Genomic DNA, 16,533 nt, shown 5'->3' on the forward strand with positions numbered 1-16,533 from the left:
ATTTTCAAAAAAAGAACCTGTATGACTTAGCATACAGGTTCACCCCCTTTATTACCTGATTAACATGCAAGCAGGTAATAAGGGATAGGTTTTCGTCATAATGTGTCTTTATTGCCCTATTTATCTAGGCTCCACAATGAGCTTGATCGCTGTTCGTTCCTCACCGTCGATAACAATATCAGTGAAGGCCGGGATACAAATTAAATCCACTCCGCTAGGTGCTACAAACCCTCTTGCGATAGCAACTGCTTTAACAGCTTGATTCAATGCGCCTGCTCCAATAGCTTGGATTTCCGCTCCGCCTCTTTCTCGCAGAACCCCAGCAAGCGCACCAGCTACAGAATTGGGACTAGACTTTGCTGAAACCTTTAATATCTCCATTTCTAGCTCCTCCTTGTTTAACCCCCCCGCATGTTCAGCAGTAAATTTAGAACACATCAGGATATATATCATTCCATTGCTACTATATTCTGCTTTTAATTCACTTATTCCAGCTTGGACAAAAATTTAGGAAAAATAATCCTAGATTAGCCTAAACTTTATGGTAAAAGCAAAAAGACCCGAAACTAAAAAAGTTTCGGGTTTTGCATAAGAGGACAGCAATGAGACAAGTATAGAAAACCTTCGCCTCTTTAATCCTGCATTAGCCTCACCTATAATTTAATTCATTTTGAATTATACTCATTTTCAACAAGCTGTCTTCGCTTTGTATCTTACGAGAAAAACGGATGATCATCATTAATAAGTATCCGGTTGATTTTTTTGGCTTTACCTGTTTTTTTGTCTACCTCAATTAGGCATGCACTCAATGTCGCTCTGCCTGTTTTCGGCGGTTCAAATCTTGTCGGCAGGTTTGTCAGGAATCTGTTGATGACTGCAGACCTTTCCATCCCTAATATGCCATCATATGGTCCTGTCATGCCTACATCTGCCATAAATGCCGTTCCTTGTGGAAGTATGCGGTTATCAGCAGTTTGAACATGTGTATGTGTGCCAATTACTGCGGTAACCCTGCCATCTAAGTACCAGCCCATTGCCTGCTTTTCACTTGTTGCCTCCCCATGGAAATCAACAAAGATAATATCCGTGCGTTTTTTCGCTTCAGCAATCAGCTCATCTGCCTTTACAAATGGATCATCACTTGGATTCATAAAGGTTCTGCCTTGCAGATTAATGACAGCTACTTCCACATCATTGATTTTAACAAAAACCATTCCTTTTCCAGGATTGTTCTCAGAAAAATTCGCAGGTCTTACTAAGTACTTTGCATTATCGATAAATTCAAATATCTCCCGATTATCCCATGTATGATTACCTAAAGTCACTGCTTGGGCTCCCACTTCCAAAAAACCACGGTAAATTTTTTCAGTAATTCCTTTGCCGCCAGCAGCATTTTCACCATTAATAATCGTTAGTTGGGGGCGATATTTTTCTTTAAGCTTCGGCACATACTCTTTAATCATGTCCCTGCCCATCGATCCAACTACATCGCCTATAAATAAAATATGCATGATTTAAATCCTTTCTATGAAGTCTCCAGCATTAATTGCAGTGACTTCTCTGTTAAACTGTCTTCTCTTAAGTTTAACATACATTTTTTAAATTTCTCTTATACAGCCTATTTCAAATCTTTCAAAATAAAAACGGTGCACATGGCACCGTTTTTTATTTTGCGTATTCAACAGCTCTTGTTTCGCGTATAACTGTAACCTTAATATGTCCTGGATAATCCAATTCTTCTTCAATCTTCTTGCGGATATCACGAGCTAATCGATGTGATTCCAAATCGTCGATTAAGTCTGGTTTAACCATAATTCTTATTTCACGGCCAGCTTGAATAGCAAATGACTTCTCAACACCATCATAAGATTCAGAGATTTCTTCTAATTTTTCAAGACGGCGAATATAATTTTCTAGTGTCTCTCTGCGTGCACCTGGTCTTGCAGCTGAAAGTGCATCAGCAGCAGCAACAAGCACAGCAATGATAGAAGTTGGCTCTGTATCACCGTGATGGGAAGCGATACTATTAATGACCACTGGATGTTCTTTATACTTTGTAGCAAGCTCTACCCCAATTTCAACATGGCTTCCTTCGACTTCATGGTCAATGGCTTTACCGATGTCATGTAGTAATCCTGCTCTTCTTGCAAGCGTCTCATCTTCACCAAGCTCTGCAGCAAGTATTCCTGAAAGTTGAGCAACCTCAATACTGTGCTTCAGTACATTTTGGCCATAGCTTGTACGGAATTTCAATCGACCGAGAATTTTGATCAAGTCAGGATGAAGTGCATGTACACCGACTTCAAATGTCGTTTGTTCACCGATTTCACGGATGTGCTCATCTACTTCCCGTCTTGCTTTATCAACCATTTCCTCAATACGAGCCGGATGGATACGTCCATCTTGTACAAGCTTATCAAGAGCAAGCCTTGCTGTTTCTCTTCTAATTGGGTCAAAACCGGAAAGAATAACAGCTTCTGGAGTGTCATCAATGATCAAATCAATTCCAGTAAGTGTCTCAAGCGTACGAATGTTACGCCCTTCTCTACCGATAATTCGGCCTTTCATCTCATCATTAGGCAAATTAACCACAGAAACTGTTGTTTCTGCAACATGGTCGGCAGCACATCTTTGGATTGCAAGCGACAGAACCTCTTTAGCCTTCTTGTCTGCTTCTTCTTTTGCTCTTGAATCGCTTTCTTTAATCATAACAGCGATGTCATGAGCGATATCTTGCTCAGTTTTGTCTAAAATGATGGATTTTGCCTCTTCACGAGTTAAACCGGAAATGCGCTCAAGTTCGGCTTTCTGCTTGAGGACCATTTCATCCACTTTGCTCTCCATCTCTTCCATATGCTGTTGTCTTTTATTAAGAGAATCGTCCCTCTTTTCTAAAATTGTTTCCCGTTTATCAAGCGCCTCTCCCTTACGGTCAAGGTTTTCTTCTTTTTGCAATAAACGATTTTCTTGTTTTTGTAGTTCATTTCTTCGATCACGAACTTCTAGTTCTGCTTCACTACGAAGCTTGTGAATCTCATCCTTTGCTTCTAACAAAGCTTCTTTTTTCAATGCGTCTGCTTCACGTTTTGCTGTTTCAACTAATTGTTCAGCAGTCAATGTCGCATTAGCAATTTTTGCATTAGCATTGGACTTACGAATAAAATATACAACAAAGCCAACAACGGCAATTACGATTAGGCCAAGCAAAATGGAGATGATTATATTGGTTTCCATCATTTCACCTCCTCTTGCTATTAAATTGTGTTGTTACGATTTTAAAAGTATTGGCTTATAATTCTTTTTAAAACGAAAGTGCTGCCCTAGCCGCAAATAGTTTCTAGGTTTTTCATACTCATAAAAATGTAAAATATACAATATAATTGTATAGTTGTGCCAATTCATTGTCAAGAGCTTGAATTAGGAGGATAGACACTAAATTAAAGGGATTTAGTTTGTTTGGTTATGTACTCTCTTACATTTACTGGTAAAATATACATCACTGTCTATCATTTTAACGACAGAGATATTGATATAACAATAATGTTTTAATATAACTCTATGACTGGCATCTTTTACAATTAGTATAGACAGGTAAAAACCTATCTAAACAGATTATCACTACTATTCCTAAATAGAAAAAGGATAGCGGTCATACTACCGCTATCCTTACAGGACATTAATCTATCAATTCAAGAGATTCTTGATCTTCTTCTTCCTGACCTGGTTTCAAGACAACTTCTTTATCTAGACCGTAGTGATCACGGATTTTCTTTTGAATTTCAAGAAGGATATCTTTGTTTTCTTTAAGGAATAACTTCGCATTTTCACGGCCTTGACCTAAACGCTCATCATTATAGGAGTACCATGATCCACTCTTTTGAACAATATCCAACTCAGAGCCTAAATCAATAGTTTCTCCTTCTTTAGAAATTCCTTCTCCGTACATAATATCCACTTCTGCTACTCTGAAAGGCGGCGCTACTTTATTTTTTACAACTTTAATTTTCGTTTTGTTACCAACCATGTCCGTACCTTGCTTAAGTGTTTCAGCACGGCGAACTTCCAAGCGGACAGTAGAATAGAACTTCAACGCACGGCCACCAGGAGTCGTTTCTGGATTTCCGAACATAACTCCAACTTTTTCACGAATCTGGTTAATGAAAATAGCAATAGTTTTAGATTTGTTGATTGCACCAGAAAGCTTACGTAATGCTTGAGACATTAGGCGGGCCTGCAAACCAACATGGGAGTCACCCATTTCCCCTTCAATTTCTGCTTTTGGCACAAGTGCTGCAACAGAGTCAATAACAAGGATGTCAACTGCACCACTTCTAACCAATGCTTCAGCAATTTCAAGTGCCTGTTCCCCTGTATCCGGCTGAGAAAGAAGCAATTCATCAATATTAACGCCGAGCTTTTGTGCATAAACAGGATCCAGCGCATGCTCAGCATCGATAAATGCAGCTTGTCCTCCTTTTGCTTGCACTTCTGCAATTGCATGAAGGGCAACAGTCGTTTTACCAGAACTTTCAGGGCCGTAGATTTCAATAATACGGCCTCTTGGATATCCGCCAACCCCAAGCGCTGCATCCAGTGCCAATGAACCACTAGGAATAGTGGATACAACTTTGTCTGTCTGTTCTCCGAGTTTCATGATGCTACCTTTACCAAATTGTTTTTCTATCTGTTTTAATGCCATTTCTAAAGCAGCTTGACGATCGCTCAAAAAATTCTCCTCCTTATATATAAAAATGAATCATTCTCCATTCGGTAGATTCATTTGGTGTTCAAGAATATATATTAAATATACTCCTTTTCTTCGAGTTTGTACAGTAAAAAGTAGAACATTCATTCGTTTTTTTTACAGCCTATAAAGATGCATAAGGAGACTTAAAGAAAATTGCTTATAGCTTCTGTAATTCTTTAAGCAGGAAGAATTGACCGTATTTTGACGACCTGCTTCTGTTTGCGGACCGCCCGCCCCCAAGAAGAAGCTTTTCACAAGTTGTCGGCTGGCCTTTTATTGAAATACCAATATAAACAGTGCCGACAGGATGACCTTCTAATTCATCCGGACCTGCTACACCTGTGAAGCTAATGCCAATATCTGTGTCAATCAGCTTAGCAACATTTTCAGCAAGCTCAATGGCACACTGTTCGCTCACAACGCCATCATTCGCTATGGTCTCCGCTTTGACAGAAAGAACATTTTGTTTTACTTCATTTGTATAACAGACAACTCCGCCGCCGAACACATTTCCTGCTCCAGGAATATTCGTCATCTCCTGCTGGAACAGCCCGCCTGTCAGGCTTTCTGCTGCAGCAATTGTCAGGCCGTGTTTTCCAAGCTCCTTAGAAAGCTCTTTAGCAAGCGTTGTGTCGTCGTATCCATAGAAGAACTCGCCAACACGTTCAAAGATGGCCTTTTCTGCCTCATCTATAAGGCGTTCTGCTTCTTCCTGTGAATCATGCTTGCAAGTAATGCGAAGTGTAACCTCCCCTTCTCCAGCAAGCGGTGCGATTGTTGGATTTGATTGTTTTTCAATCAAGTCGAGGATTTCTGTTTCCAGCAGCGATTCTCCAATTCCGAAGAAGCGCAGCACTCTGGAAGCAATCAATTCTTTCGTTGTCAGCTTCTCTTGAAGCGCCACATATCCATATACATCAAACATCGGCTGCATTTCCTTAGGAGGTCCTGGCAGAAGCATATAAAAGCGGCTGTCTTTTTCCAAAAACATCCCTGGTGCCATGCCGTGATCGTTGGTAAGGATACGTGATCCTTCCAAAACAAGTGCCTGTTTTTTATTGTTTTCTGTCATCTGTCGCTTTGAGCGGACAAAATACTGTTCAATAGAGTGAAGAGCCGTTTCATCAAAAACAAGCTCTTTGCCAAGATGGCCTGCAATTGTTTCCTTTGTCAAATCATCCTTTGTAGGACCGAGTCCACCTGTAAATACAAGAAGATTAGAGCGAGATTCAGCAACCTCAATAGCTTCCTTTAAACGGGCTGGGTTATCTCCAACCGCTGTATGAAAATATACGTTAATTCCTAATTGAGCCAATTGCTTTGAAATGTATTGGGCATTCGTGTTAGCTATCTGTCCAAGTAATAATTCGGAGCCAACCGCTATGATTTCTGCATTCATCCGTCTATTTCCCCTTTCTTTCCCTCGTTATCTATATAACCTTATTCCCCTATTACATGAAACTAAAAGTTTTTTCCAATTATAATCACTTTGAATTAGCAAAAACATGTTTGTTTTTGCTGAAATAATCCCAGCCAGACCAAATGGTAAAGATTAAAGCAACCCACAGAGCAATCTTGCCAAACGGAAGTCCCACTAATTGGAAAATCATGTTATGTAAAAGCAATGCGGAAATCGCAACGATTTGTGCCCATGTCTTTATTTTCCCGAGCATATTCGCAGCAACCACTTCTCCGCCGCCTGCAAGGATTGCACGAAGCCCTGTCACAGCAAATTCCCTGCTTATAATAACAATAGTAATCCACGCTGAAGCCATATCATAGTTAACAAGCACAACAAGCGCAGCAGATACTAGTAGTTTATCTGCAAGCGGATCAAGAAATTTCCCTAAATCTGTGACTAGATTATATTTTCTCGCAAAGTATCCGTCGACCCAGTCAGTTGTCGATGCTAAAATGAACAGCAGCGCTCCAACAAAATGGGAAACAGGCAATGTCACGCCAAGTAAAGTCATTTCACCCCATGAAAAATCAGCGAGCATGATGACAAGAAATACTGGTATCAACAGTATTCTCGAAACAGTTATTTTGTTTGGTAAATTCATCTTACTTCCTCCGTTTTATATACAAAAATATCGATTTCTTAAATATTGGCTAGAAATCCTTTTGGTCTTTTAATAAAAGAGCTGAAGAGAAATTAGCCAAAATAGTATGAAAACATTAGTATTATACCCAAAAATAGTAGAAAAAGCGAAAAATAGCCATCAGAAAACGATGACTTTCCTACATTTTTCTATTGAAACAAAAGCAAGAAAGAGCTGATTACACAGCTCTTTAAGCTTAACTTTTACTCTTTTTCTTCTTTCACATACTTGATTGTAATATCCTGGCGCACAGAATCTGACGGGGAAACAGCAAAATCAAGTTTCTCGTCATTAACATAAACATCTGTTTGGCTGCTGTTGCCAATAACAAGTATTGCTTCTGTTTCCTTTGAGTAATCAACCGTCTTGGAATCTTCCCCATCCTTATCTAAAATGCCCTGATAGAAGGAATATCCTTTGCCGTTTTGCATGTTTACCCATGTTTGCCCTGTTGAAACAAGCTTAACACTGAACTTGTCTGCATTTTTCAACTCATAAACAGTAGAGCTTCCGCTTGTTTCAGCAACCTTTAATTCCTGCTTTGGTGTTTCTTCTTCCTTCTCTTCCTCAGTAGCTTGCTCTTTATCTGCGTCAGTGTCTGCTACCTTCTGGTCAGTTGCGTTTTCTTCCTTTTTCTTTTCATTTTCAGCGTCCTTTAATGTCGCTGATTCTTCATATTTAGCTCCAGTTTGATCGTTTTTTGTGTCTGCAGCAGAATCCCCGTTGCCACGATTTTGGATTAAGAACCAAGCAAGTGCAATAACACCCACAACAAGCAGGGTGATAAGGACTTTAGGCAAAATGTCCATTATCTTTGATCCGCCTTCTGACATCGTTTGTCTTGAGGTAACTCTTGATAACTTCTCTGGGATTTCTTCATTGCCGCTTGACGGAATTTCACTTTTATATTCCTCAAACAAATCCTCTGGCGGCAAATCGACCGCTTCTGCATATTGTTTAATGAATGCTCTTGCATAAAAATTCCCTGGCATCATACTAAAGTTGCCCTCTTCGATGCCTACTAAATAACGGGTTTGAATTTTTGTCATTTCTTGAAGCTCTTCAAGACTTAGGCCTTTGGCGAGCCTCGCTTCTTTTAATCTATTTCCTAATTCACTCACAAATAACACCTTCCAACTTGCTAAAAATCAAATCCTTGAAACTCATTTTCTAAAAGTAATGCATTCTTTTTTCTTACATCGAGTATGATTTCTTCATTCGGCTCATGTCGAAGCTCAATAATATAATCGAAATCATCAAGCGTATATTCTGTATTATGTACAAACACATCTGGATGCTCGACCACTTTAACAGCAGGAAGTCGCATCACTTCCCTAATAAGCTGCCAATGCTTCTCATTAATCTGTTTGCTTGAAACAACTCCATCTATAATAAAAAGATTGTTTTCACTATACTCATCTTGTATTAACGTACTCCTGACAGTTTGCTTCAGTAACGTAGAACTGATTGGCAGCCATCGCTTGTTGGAGCTGACGCTTGCTGCGACAATTGACTCTGTTTTGCCAACTCTCGGCATCCCTCTTATACCTATTAGCCGATGGCCTTCTAGCTTAAACAATTCTGCCATAAAATCGACCAATAGCCCCAGTTCGGTTCGCACAAACCGAAAAGTCTTCTTATCATCTGCATCCCTTTGTATGTATCTGCCATGGCGGACCGCCATCTTGTCCCGAAGTGTCGGCACACGAAGCTTGAACACTTTAATCGTATCCATCGTATAAAGAATGGATTCCAGCCTCTTCACCTGTTCATCATCCGTCGTCGTCATAAGCAGGCCACGTCTTCCATCATCCACTCCATTAATCGTAATGATATTAATGGAAAGCATACCTAATAACGATGCGATTTCCCCTAAAAGTCCAGGTCGATTTTTTTGAATTTCATACTCTAGATACCATTCCTTCTCGCTCAAAAAATCCTCCCCAAATCATGTTCTGTTCGTTTTTTTAACTCTATATAATAATAAAGGAAAGTCCCTAAAGATGAAAGAAAAAACCAAGCACTTTCCGATAAAATTAAAAACCATTGTCCTTATGTATAAATTCTTTATTATATTTAACAAAGAATTGTCATTATCATAAAAAAAGAGGCCGCTCATCAACAGGGTGAGCATAAAAATAAAAAAAAAGGAATAGCTGAAAATACCTTCTTGCTTTTTACGTTCTCCCTATTTGATAAGCCGCCCCTAAAAGCTAATTAACGGTCAGATCCGTTGTTTTGAACAAGCTTGACCATCATGTTCGCAATTGCATGCTGCTCTTCTTCAGATGCAACAGACCAAAGATCAGCAAGAATCTTTTCCTGATCATTTTTTGGTTCTACTTGATTGGACAAGTAATCACCAATTTGGAATGCAAGATCGCCAATCACACCTTTGTTCATTCCATCATTTTGAGCATGATGAAGGCGGTCACCTAAAAAGTCTTTCCATTGATCCCAGTTTTGCAATATAGACATAGTGGTACTCCTTTCAATTCTATAAGTTGTATTACATAGTTATTTTGGATTGTTCGTCTCCATAATATGCATCAACTTACAGGAAAAAAATTCATTTACATATGCCAACCGCCATTAAGGGATAATACTTGTCCTGTCATATAGGAAGAACTGTCTGAAAGCAGAAATAACACACTTTCAGCTACTTCCGCAGCACTGCCTAGCCTGCCCATCGGAATTTCCTCTGTCATCCATTCCTTTTCTTCTGCCGAAAACATACTAAGCATTTTTGTGTCAATTGCTCCTGGTGCAACAGCATTGACACGTATACCATTTTTTGCCATTTCCTTGCTTAACGCTTTAATAAAGGCTATTTGGGCACCCTTTACTGTAGAATAAGCAACCTCCATTGAAGCACCAACCTGTCCCCAAATGGAGGACACGGCAATAATACTGCCAGCTTGCTTTTGCGTCAGCTTGGGCAGCAGCTCCCTTGTGATCGAAATAAGGGAGGCAACATGGAGGTTCCATAGCTGATCAAGTGTCTCATCCTGTAAATCAGCAAGCATTCCATACACACTGACACCGCTCGCATACACAATTCCATCAAGTGCAAAAACAGAGCTTGTAACTTGTTTATAGGCATCCCGTTTGCTTAAATCAGCCTTTATTGGTATATATTCTTGTCCATATTGAGCAAGCTCGTTTAATAGTGTACGGAGACTCTCCTCATTTTTGTGATAATGCAAGTATAAAGAATAACCCCGACTCGCCAAAAGCCTTGCAACACTTGCTCCGATTTCTCCAGTTGCACCTGTTATTAAAATATGTTTCCCCATTATTTCCCTCCAAAATCCGATTATGTACAGCAAAAAAGGAAGTGGGCGAACCCAATTCCTTTACAATCGGTTATGCCTTTGGCACAACCTGACATACAGTCATTCTGCTCTCGTCAATAAATCGCTGTGCAGCAGCTTGTATGTCTTCTACTGTAATTTGCTCCATCGTTGCAACAACATCAAATAAATTCATGCCATTAAAGGAATACCTTGTAAACTGGTTTGCAATATATTCAGGCGAATTTACTGCTCTTAAAAACGCACCAATCCGCTTCTTTTTCGTCCTTTCCAGTGTATCTGCTTGGATGGTCGTTGACTTTGCTTCAAGTAAAATCTTTTGTATACGATCTGCAAGCTCATCAGGTTTACCAGTATCTCCGCCTATCATCGCAAAGCCGAAGCCCTTTTCCTGCGTATAATCATAGGAGAACGTATCATCGATTAACCCTTCTGAAAACAGATCCTGGTAGTTTTCCGAGCTATTCGAGAAAAGCATATCAAGCAACGTATTGATACTTAGCTCATTTTTAAGCATTTCAGCACCTTGCTGCTCTACATCCAATGCTTTAATGCCAACAAGACATTTCGACGTTTGTACATTCATTTGAAGCACTTGTTTTTTCTTATCAACTGCTTCAGGCTCTTCCTCGAACCTTCTTTTAATTTCCGACTTTTTCGTGTAATCCTTTTTCTGTTGGTTTGTTCTAATATTTTTCATATATTCTTCTGGATCAACAGGACCTACAACGAACAAGAGCATATTGCTTGGGTGATAGAACGTGTCATAGCACTCATATAGCAAATCCTTCGTGATAGGAGTGATAGACTCAATCGTTCCAGCAATATCAATTTTTACTGGATGGTTGGCATACATATTTTCGATTAGACCGAAATATAGGCGCCAGTCTGGATTATCATCATACATCGTAATCTCTTGACCGATAATGCCCTTTTCCTTTTCAACTGTTTTTTCAGAGAAATAAGGATCCTGCACAAAATCAATTAACGTCTCTAAATTATTTTCAACATTTTGCGTACTGGAAAACAAATAAGCTGTTCTTGTAAAAGAAGTGAACGCATTAGCTGACGCACCATTTTTGCTGAATTCTTGAAAAACATCCCGATCCTTTTTCTCAAATAGCTTATGCTCTAAGAAGTGGGCGATGCCATCAGGAACCTTTTTATATTCTGTGCCATTTAATGGAACAAACATATTATCTACCGAACCATAATTTGTAGTAAACGTACAAAATGTTTTATTAAAGCCTTTTTTCGGAAGAATATATACTTTTAATCCGTTGTCCAGCTCTTCAAAATATAACTCTTCCTGCAGCTGCTCAAAAGAGATTTTTTCCATTAGTTATTCCCCTCCGATCCTGATAGGAAATAGATTGTATCTAATTCAATTTTTTTGGCAACATTTTGGATTTCTTCTTTTGTCACCTTACTAATTGATTGAAGCCAATGGGATATATCTACGTCTACTCCACTAACCGCATTATGATAGAAAACCTCAATCATGCCTCTTGATGTATCAAGAGTTTCCAGCATTTGATTATGGGTAACCGCCTTTGTTTGCATGATTTCATCCTCTGTAAAATCACCTTGCTTCATAAGCTCTAGCTGTTCCTTAATAATGGAAACTGCCTTTTCATAATTTTGCTGGTCAATACCGGACAAGACCATTAATAAACCTTTATGGCTTTCAATACGGCTCGCCGCATAATAGGCAAGACTTTCTTTTTCCCTAACATTCAAAAACAGCTTCGAATGAGAAAAACCGCCATAGATGCCGTTGAAAACCTGTAAAGCAAAATAGTCCTCATCCCCGTATAATACATTTGTTCTGTATCCAATATGTAGCTTACCTTGCTTCACATCTTGGACTTCCTTTACTTCCTTTTCCTTTACTTGGTTATGTTCGGCTCTCTCTCCTGCGGTAACTGTTCGTTGTTCAAACGGCAGTTTTTCATTAATGTAGGCAGCAATTTCGTCTTCCTCAATATCTCCAACAATAAAAATGTCAATCTGATCCTCTTTGCGAGCTTTTTCGTAATATGCATACAGCCCATCCGAGGTAATTGTGTCGACTTGTTCCGCCTCGCCGTTAACGCCTAAAGCATATGGCTCTCCTTTGAACATTTCTTCAATAAGGCGAAAATTTGCATATCTCATTTTATCATCATATATGGATTGAATTCTTTGCTTTAGTGCCCTTTTCTCATCATCCACTGGTTTTTGTGCAAATGTTTTTCCATCAGCATGTGGGTGAAAAAGAATTTCCGCCAAAAAGTCGACTCCTTTTTTTAACAATGGTTCTGGATCACTTAAAAATTTTTCATTAGCAATTTCCAAAGAGAAAGAAATAACTTGATAATCACCTTTTTTCGATAAATCAATAAAAAATGTTGCTCCATACAATTCTTCTAAATAAGAACGAAGTGCGGCAGTTGATGGATACTTATTTGAACTGTTTTGAAGAACATACGGCAAAAGTGCCCTTAATGTAGCTGTTTCCTCTATGATAGGCGCCTTCCACTTTACTACTATAGTATTCGTTTTAAACTTATCTGTCTTAACCGTATGCAGATTATATCCGTCATACTTCGTGACTTTTTCTTCCGCAACACTCATTGGCTACCTCCTAGGTTCACTGCAAACATGCAAATTTTTTATAGCTTTAGTATTGACTCAATTTGTAAGGATATTCTTACTATAACTTTGTTGAACTCTGTTTTTCAAGTTTTTGGGTACATGAATCCTTCCATCAAAAAATTCACATAAAAAAACTCCTGCAGCAACTATTGCAAACAGGAGTTTTATTTTTATCTGCTTCCTTTAATATATGGCACACCAGAAGCCTTCGGAGCGTCTGCTCTGCCAATGAAGCCTGTAAGTGCAATGATTGTCAACACATATGGTGCAATCAGCAAGTACACATTTGGAATATTCTCCAGGAATGGAAGACTGCTTCCCACAATGCTCAATGATTGGGCAAAACCGAAGAATAGTGCTGCACCCATTGCTCCAAGCGGATTCCATTTTCCGAAAATCAATGCGGCAAGTGCCATGAAGCCTTGACCACTGATTGTAGAATGAGTGAAGTCATTTGTTATCGACTGGGCGAAAACACCTCCGCCGATACCACCTAAGGCACCTGACAGAAGAACACCGATATAACGCATTCTTGTAACATTAATACCCATTGTATCTGCAGCCATAGGATGCTCACCAACAGCACGAAGACGCAAACCAAATGGTGTTTTAAACATTACAAACCAAGATATAATTGCGACAATAATCGCAAGATAAGACGTCCAGTACGTATTTTGGAAGAACAATTCCCCAATGACTGGAATATCTTTCAGTAAAGGAATATCAACTTTTTTGAAGCTATATTGAATCGTTGCAGTTTGGCCTTTTCCATCGTATATCAGCTTCACAAGGAACATGGCAAGACCTGCTGCAAGCAAGTTTATCGCAACACCAGAAACAGTCTGATCCGCACGGAATGTGATGGACGCAACTGCATGGAGTAAGGAGAAGACTGCGCCGACAACCATTGCACATAATAGTGCAACCCATGGTGTCCAAGCTCCTAAACTATCTGCGAATGTTAAATTGAATACGATGGAAGAGAATGCCCCCATCAACATAAGCCCTTCTAGCCCGATATTAACAACACCGGAACGCTCTGAGAAGTTACCGCCAAGGGCAGTGAAAATCAGCGGAGCAGCCCATAATAGCGAAGAAGGAATGACAATTAATAATACATCCATTAATCCCACTTACTTCTCCCCCTTTTTACTTTTATTTTTGCTCAATTTCTCTAAGAAGATACGAATCATATAGTTAGCTGCCACAAAGAATACGATTAATGCGATGATGATATCAACCATCTCATTTGGTACACCAGCTTCTAAAGGCATATTTAACGCGCCGACTTTCAAAAATCCGAATAAAGCTGCTGCGAACACAATCCCAAGCGGTCCATTTGCACCAAGAAGCGCTACGGCGATTCCATCAAAACCTACGCCTGTAAATCCAGCTTTATTACTAACATATTCAAATGTTCCTAAGCCTTCCATTGTCCCTGCAAGACCTGCAAATGCACCAGAAATGACCATGGAAAGAACAATATTTCTATTAACATTCATCCCTGCATATTGTGAAGCGTTTTGGTTAAAGCCAACTGCTTTCAGTTCATAGCCTTTAACTGTTTTCTCAAGGATGAGCCACATGATAAGTACACATGCAAGGGCAATCAATATTCCCCAATGTAAACGAGAATAGTCTGTAATGCTGCTCAAGAAATCTGAGCGCAGAGACGCAGATGCTGGAATATTTTCCGTGCGGTCTGCCTTATCTGTTAATACATTACGAATTAAATAGTTAGATACATGTAATGCGATATAGTTCATCATAATACTGACGATTACTTCATGCACACGGAAGCGTGCTTTTAAAAAGCCTGGCACAAATGCCCATAATGCACCTGCTGCTGCTCCTGCAAGCACTGCAAGCGGCAAATGAATGATCTTCGGCAAATCAAATGCGACACCTACCCAAACTGCAGCAAGCCAGCCGACAATCAATTGACCCTCTACCCCGATATTAAACAAGCCAGTGCGGAAAGCAAATGCTACCGCAAGTCCTGCAAGAATTAACGGCGTAATCTGACGCACTACTTCACCGGCAAAGTATACTTCACCGAACGCGCCGTTCCATAATGCAGTATATGCTGCAGCAGGATTATAGCCGGTAATAAGCATGATGATTGTTCCAACTATGACGCCAAGCAATACCGATATAACAGGTATACTAATTTTTCTGATTGTATTAGACATTCTTCTCCACACCCACTTTTTTATCTTTGGATCCTGCCATCAATAAACCTAATTCTTGTTCTGTCGTATTTTTCGGGTCAACCTCTGCAATGATATTCCCTTCAAAGATAACAGCAATTCGGTCACTGACGTTTAAAATTTCCTCTAGTTCAAAGGAAATGAGCAATACTGCTTTCCCCTTATCCCTTTGCTCAATCAGACGTCTGTGTATAAATTCAATCGCCCCTACATCTAGTCCGCGAGTCGGCTGTGCAGCAATCAAAAGATCAGGGTTTCTGTCCACTTCTCTTCCGATAATTGCCTTCTGCTGATTTCCTCCAGATAAAGCTCTCGCCGGAGTATGTGCACCTGGTGTTCTTACGTCATACTCTTCAATCAGTGTTTTCGCCTTTAAGTCAATTTCTCGTTTGTTCAGGAAGCCTGCTTTAGAGAATGGCTGCTTATAATAAGTTTGCAAAACCATGTTTTGCCCAATCGGAAAATCAAGCACCAAACCATGCTTATGACGGTCCTGCGGGATATGCCCAATGCCGCTTTCTGTGATTTTTCTTGGTGTCAGCACACTGAGTTCCTTCCCATTTAGCTTAATGCTGCCGTTGTCTTTTTTAAGTAGTCCAGTGATTGCTTCTATCAACTCAGACTGACCATTACCATCCACTCCAGCAATTCCAACAACTTCGCCGGCACGAACGTTCAAGTTAAGTGAGTTAACAACAGGTACTCCTCTATTGTCCTTAACAGTCAAATCAGAAATTTCCAAAACAGTTTCTTTTGGCTGTGACGCTATTTTATCCGTTTTAAACGTAACTTCCCGGCCGACCATTAAGTTTGCCAGTTCTGTTGGGTTCGTTCCACTTACGTCGTATGTACCAATTCCTTCCCCTTTACGGATAACTGTAACGCGGTCACATACTTCCATAATTTCTTTCAATTTGTGCGTAATGAGAATGATGGATTTGCCTTCCTTAATCAAGGTTTTAAAGATAGCAATAAGTTCCGTAATTTCCTGTGGAGTCAGCACGGCAGTCGGCTCATCGAAAATAAGAATTTCTGCACCGCGATACAAGGTTTTTAGTATTTCCACACGTTGCTGCATTCCGACAGAAATATCAGAGATTTTTGCTTTCGGATCAACAGCAAGGCCGTATCTCTCACTAATATCTCTTACTTGCTTTTCTGCCTTCTTTAAGTCTATTTTCCCTTTACTTACCGTTTCTTTTCCTAAAATAATGTTTTCTGTAACAGTAAATGTGTCTATCAACATGAAATGCTGATGAACCATTCCAATGCCCAATTCATTTGCGACATTCGGGTTAGAAATATTTACAACTTTCCCTCTTGCTTTGATTTCTCCTCTTTCCGGCTGGTAAAGACCGAATAAGACGTTCATCAATGTTGATTTGCCTGCACCGTTTTCCCCTAACAATGCATGAATTTCACCCTTTTTCAGTTGAAGGTTTATATTGTTATTGGCAACAATTCCTGGGAACTCTTTTCGGATATTCAGCATCTCAATAACGTATTCCATCTAACTCACTCCT

The 16,533-nt window shown here is 39.7% G+C and carries 15 protein-coding genes; all 15 read right to left on the reverse strand.

Going from position 1 to position 16,533, the window contains the following annotated elements:
• Positions 1 to 120 precede the first annotated feature (120 nt).
• On the reverse strand, positions 121 to 381 hold the full coding sequence (gene spoVS, locus CEQ21_RS25090; RefSeq protein ID WP_016201204.1) for a stage V sporulation protein SpoVS: 261 nt from the start codon (positions 379 to 381) through the stop codon (positions 121 to 123).
• 332 nt (positions 382 to 713) lie between these two features.
• A complete protein-coding gene (locus CEQ21_RS25095; RefSeq protein WP_144452479.1) occupies positions 714 to 1,511 on the reverse strand; it encodes a TIGR00282 family metallophosphoesterase in 798 nt (265 codons plus the stop codon).
• Between the two features lie 154 nt (positions 1,512 to 1,665).
• Entirely contained in the window at positions 1,666 to 3,234 is a 1,569-nt protein-coding gene (rny, locus tag CEQ21_RS25100) for a ribonuclease Y (protein ID WP_185767419.1), read from the reverse strand.
• Positions 3,235 to 3,676: 442 nt separating this feature from the next.
• Positions 3,677 to 4,726: a recombinase RecA gene (recA, locus tag CEQ21_RS25105; RefSeq protein WP_185766896.1), complete on the reverse strand. Its 1,050-nt coding sequence runs from the start codon at positions 4,724 to 4,726 to the stop codon at positions 3,677 to 3,679.
• Positions 4,727 to 4,904: 178 nt separating this feature from the next.
• A complete protein-coding gene (locus CEQ21_RS25110; RefSeq protein ID WP_185766897.1) occupies positions 4,905 to 6,146 on the reverse strand; it encodes a competence/damage-inducible protein A in 1,242 nt (413 codons plus the stop codon).
• Positions 6,147 to 6,231: 85 nt separating this feature from the next.
• A complete protein-coding gene (gene pgsA, locus CEQ21_RS25115) occupies positions 6,232 to 6,810 on the reverse strand; it encodes a CDP-diacylglycerol--glycerol-3-phosphate 3-phosphatidyltransferase (protein WP_185766898.1) in 579 nt (192 codons plus the stop codon).
• A 242-nt stretch (positions 6,811 to 7,052) separates the two neighbouring features.
• Positions 7,053 to 7,970 (reverse strand): helix-turn-helix domain-containing protein, encoded by a 918-nt coding sequence (locus CEQ21_RS25120; protein ID WP_185766899.1) that lies wholly within the window; start codon positions 7,968 to 7,970, stop codon positions 7,053 to 7,055.
• 20 nt (positions 7,971 to 7,990) lie between these two features.
• Positions 7,991 to 8,782, reverse strand: a complete 792-nt coding sequence (locus CEQ21_RS25125; protein WP_127734451.1) for a YmfK family protein — start codon at positions 8,780 to 8,782, stop codon at positions 7,991 to 7,993.
• A 284-nt stretch (positions 8,783 to 9,066) separates the two neighbouring features.
• Positions 9,067 to 9,327, reverse strand: a complete 261-nt coding sequence (locus tag CEQ21_RS25130; protein WP_144452475.1) for a DUF3243 domain-containing protein — start codon at positions 9,325 to 9,327, stop codon at positions 9,067 to 9,069.
• Between the two features lie 95 nt (positions 9,328 to 9,422).
• A complete protein-coding gene (gene ymfI, locus CEQ21_RS25135; protein ID WP_185766900.1) occupies positions 9,423 to 10,145 on the reverse strand; it encodes an elongation factor P 5-aminopentanone reductase in 723 nt (240 codons plus the stop codon).
• Between the two features lie 70 nt (positions 10,146 to 10,215).
• Entirely contained in the window at positions 10,216 to 11,502 is a 1,287-nt protein-coding gene (yfmH, locus tag CEQ21_RS25140; RefSeq protein ID WP_185766901.1) for an EF-P 5-aminopentanol modification-associated protein YfmH, read from the reverse strand.
• Positions 11,502 to 12,779, reverse strand: a complete 1,278-nt coding sequence (gene yfmF, locus CEQ21_RS25145) for an EF-P 5-aminopentanol modification-associated protein YfmF (RefSeq protein ID WP_185766902.1) — start codon at positions 12,777 to 12,779, stop codon at positions 11,502 to 11,504. Before yfmF ends, yfmH begins: the two co-directional genes overlap by 1 nt.
• Positions 12,780 to 12,970: 191 nt before the next feature.
• The gene (locus CEQ21_RS25150) at positions 12,971 to 13,933 is read right to left on the reverse strand and encodes an ABC transporter permease (RefSeq protein WP_185766903.1); all 963 of its coding nucleotides are present in this window, start codon (positions 13,931 to 13,933) and stop codon (positions 12,971 to 12,973) included.
• Positions 13,934 to 14,992, reverse strand: a complete 1,059-nt coding sequence (locus CEQ21_RS25155; RefSeq protein ID WP_185766904.1) for an ABC transporter permease — start codon at positions 14,990 to 14,992, stop codon at positions 13,934 to 13,936.
• A complete protein-coding gene (locus CEQ21_RS25160; protein ID WP_185766905.1) occupies positions 14,985 to 16,520 on the reverse strand; it encodes an ABC transporter ATP-binding protein in 1,536 nt (511 codons plus the stop codon). Before CEQ21_RS25160 ends, CEQ21_RS25155 begins: the two co-directional genes overlap by 8 nt.
• Positions 16,521 to 16,533 lie beyond the last annotated feature (13 nt).

It is taken from the genome of Niallia circulans, from assembly GCF_007273535.1.
In the GTDB taxonomy this organism is placed as follows: domain Bacteria; phylum Bacillota; class Bacilli; order Bacillales; family Cytobacillaceae; genus Niallia; species Niallia circulans_B.

Excerpts from the sequence above, each read along its gene's own strand:
- rny (WP_185767419.1), bottom strand. The coding sequence starts at position 3,234 with ATGGAAACCAATATAATCATCTCCATTTTGCTTGGCCTAATCGTAATT.
- CEQ21_RS25130 (WP_144452475.1), bottom strand. The coding sequence starts at position 9,327 with ATGTCTATATTGCAAAACTGGGATCAATGGAAAGACTTTTTAGGTGAC.
- CEQ21_RS25095 (WP_144452479.1), bottom strand. The coding sequence starts at position 1,511 with ATGCATATTTTATTTATAGGCGATGTAGTTGGATCGATGGGCAGGGAC.
- CEQ21_RS25110 (WP_185766897.1), bottom strand. The coding sequence starts at position 6,146 with ATGAATGCAGAAATCATAGCGGTTGGCTCCGAATTATTACTTGGACAG.
- pgsA (WP_185766898.1), bottom strand. The coding sequence starts at position 6,810 with ATGAATTTACCAAACAAAATAACTGTTTCGAGAATACTGTTGATACCA.
- ymfI (WP_185766900.1), bottom strand. The coding sequence starts at position 10,145 with ATGGGGAAACATATTTTAATAACAGGTGCAACTGGAGAAATCGGAGCA.
- yfmH (WP_185766901.1), bottom strand. The coding sequence starts at position 11,502 with ATGGAAAAAATCTCTTTTGAGCAGCTGCAGGAAGAGTTATATTTTGAA.
- CEQ21_RS25160 (WP_185766905.1), bottom strand. The coding sequence starts at position 16,520 with ATGGAATACGTTATTGAGATGCTGAATATCCGAAAAGAGTTCCCAGGA.
- CEQ21_RS25155 (WP_185766904.1), bottom strand. The coding sequence starts at position 14,992 with ATGTCTAATACAATCAGAAAAATTAGTATACCTGTTATATCGGTATTG.
- spoVS (WP_016201204.1), bottom strand. The coding sequence starts at position 381 with ATGGAGATATTAAAGGTTTCAGCAAAGTCTAGTCCCAATTCTGTAGCT.
- yfmF (WP_185766902.1), bottom strand. The coding sequence starts at position 12,779 with ATGAGTGTTGCGGAAGAAAAAGTCACGAAGTATGACGGATATAATCTG.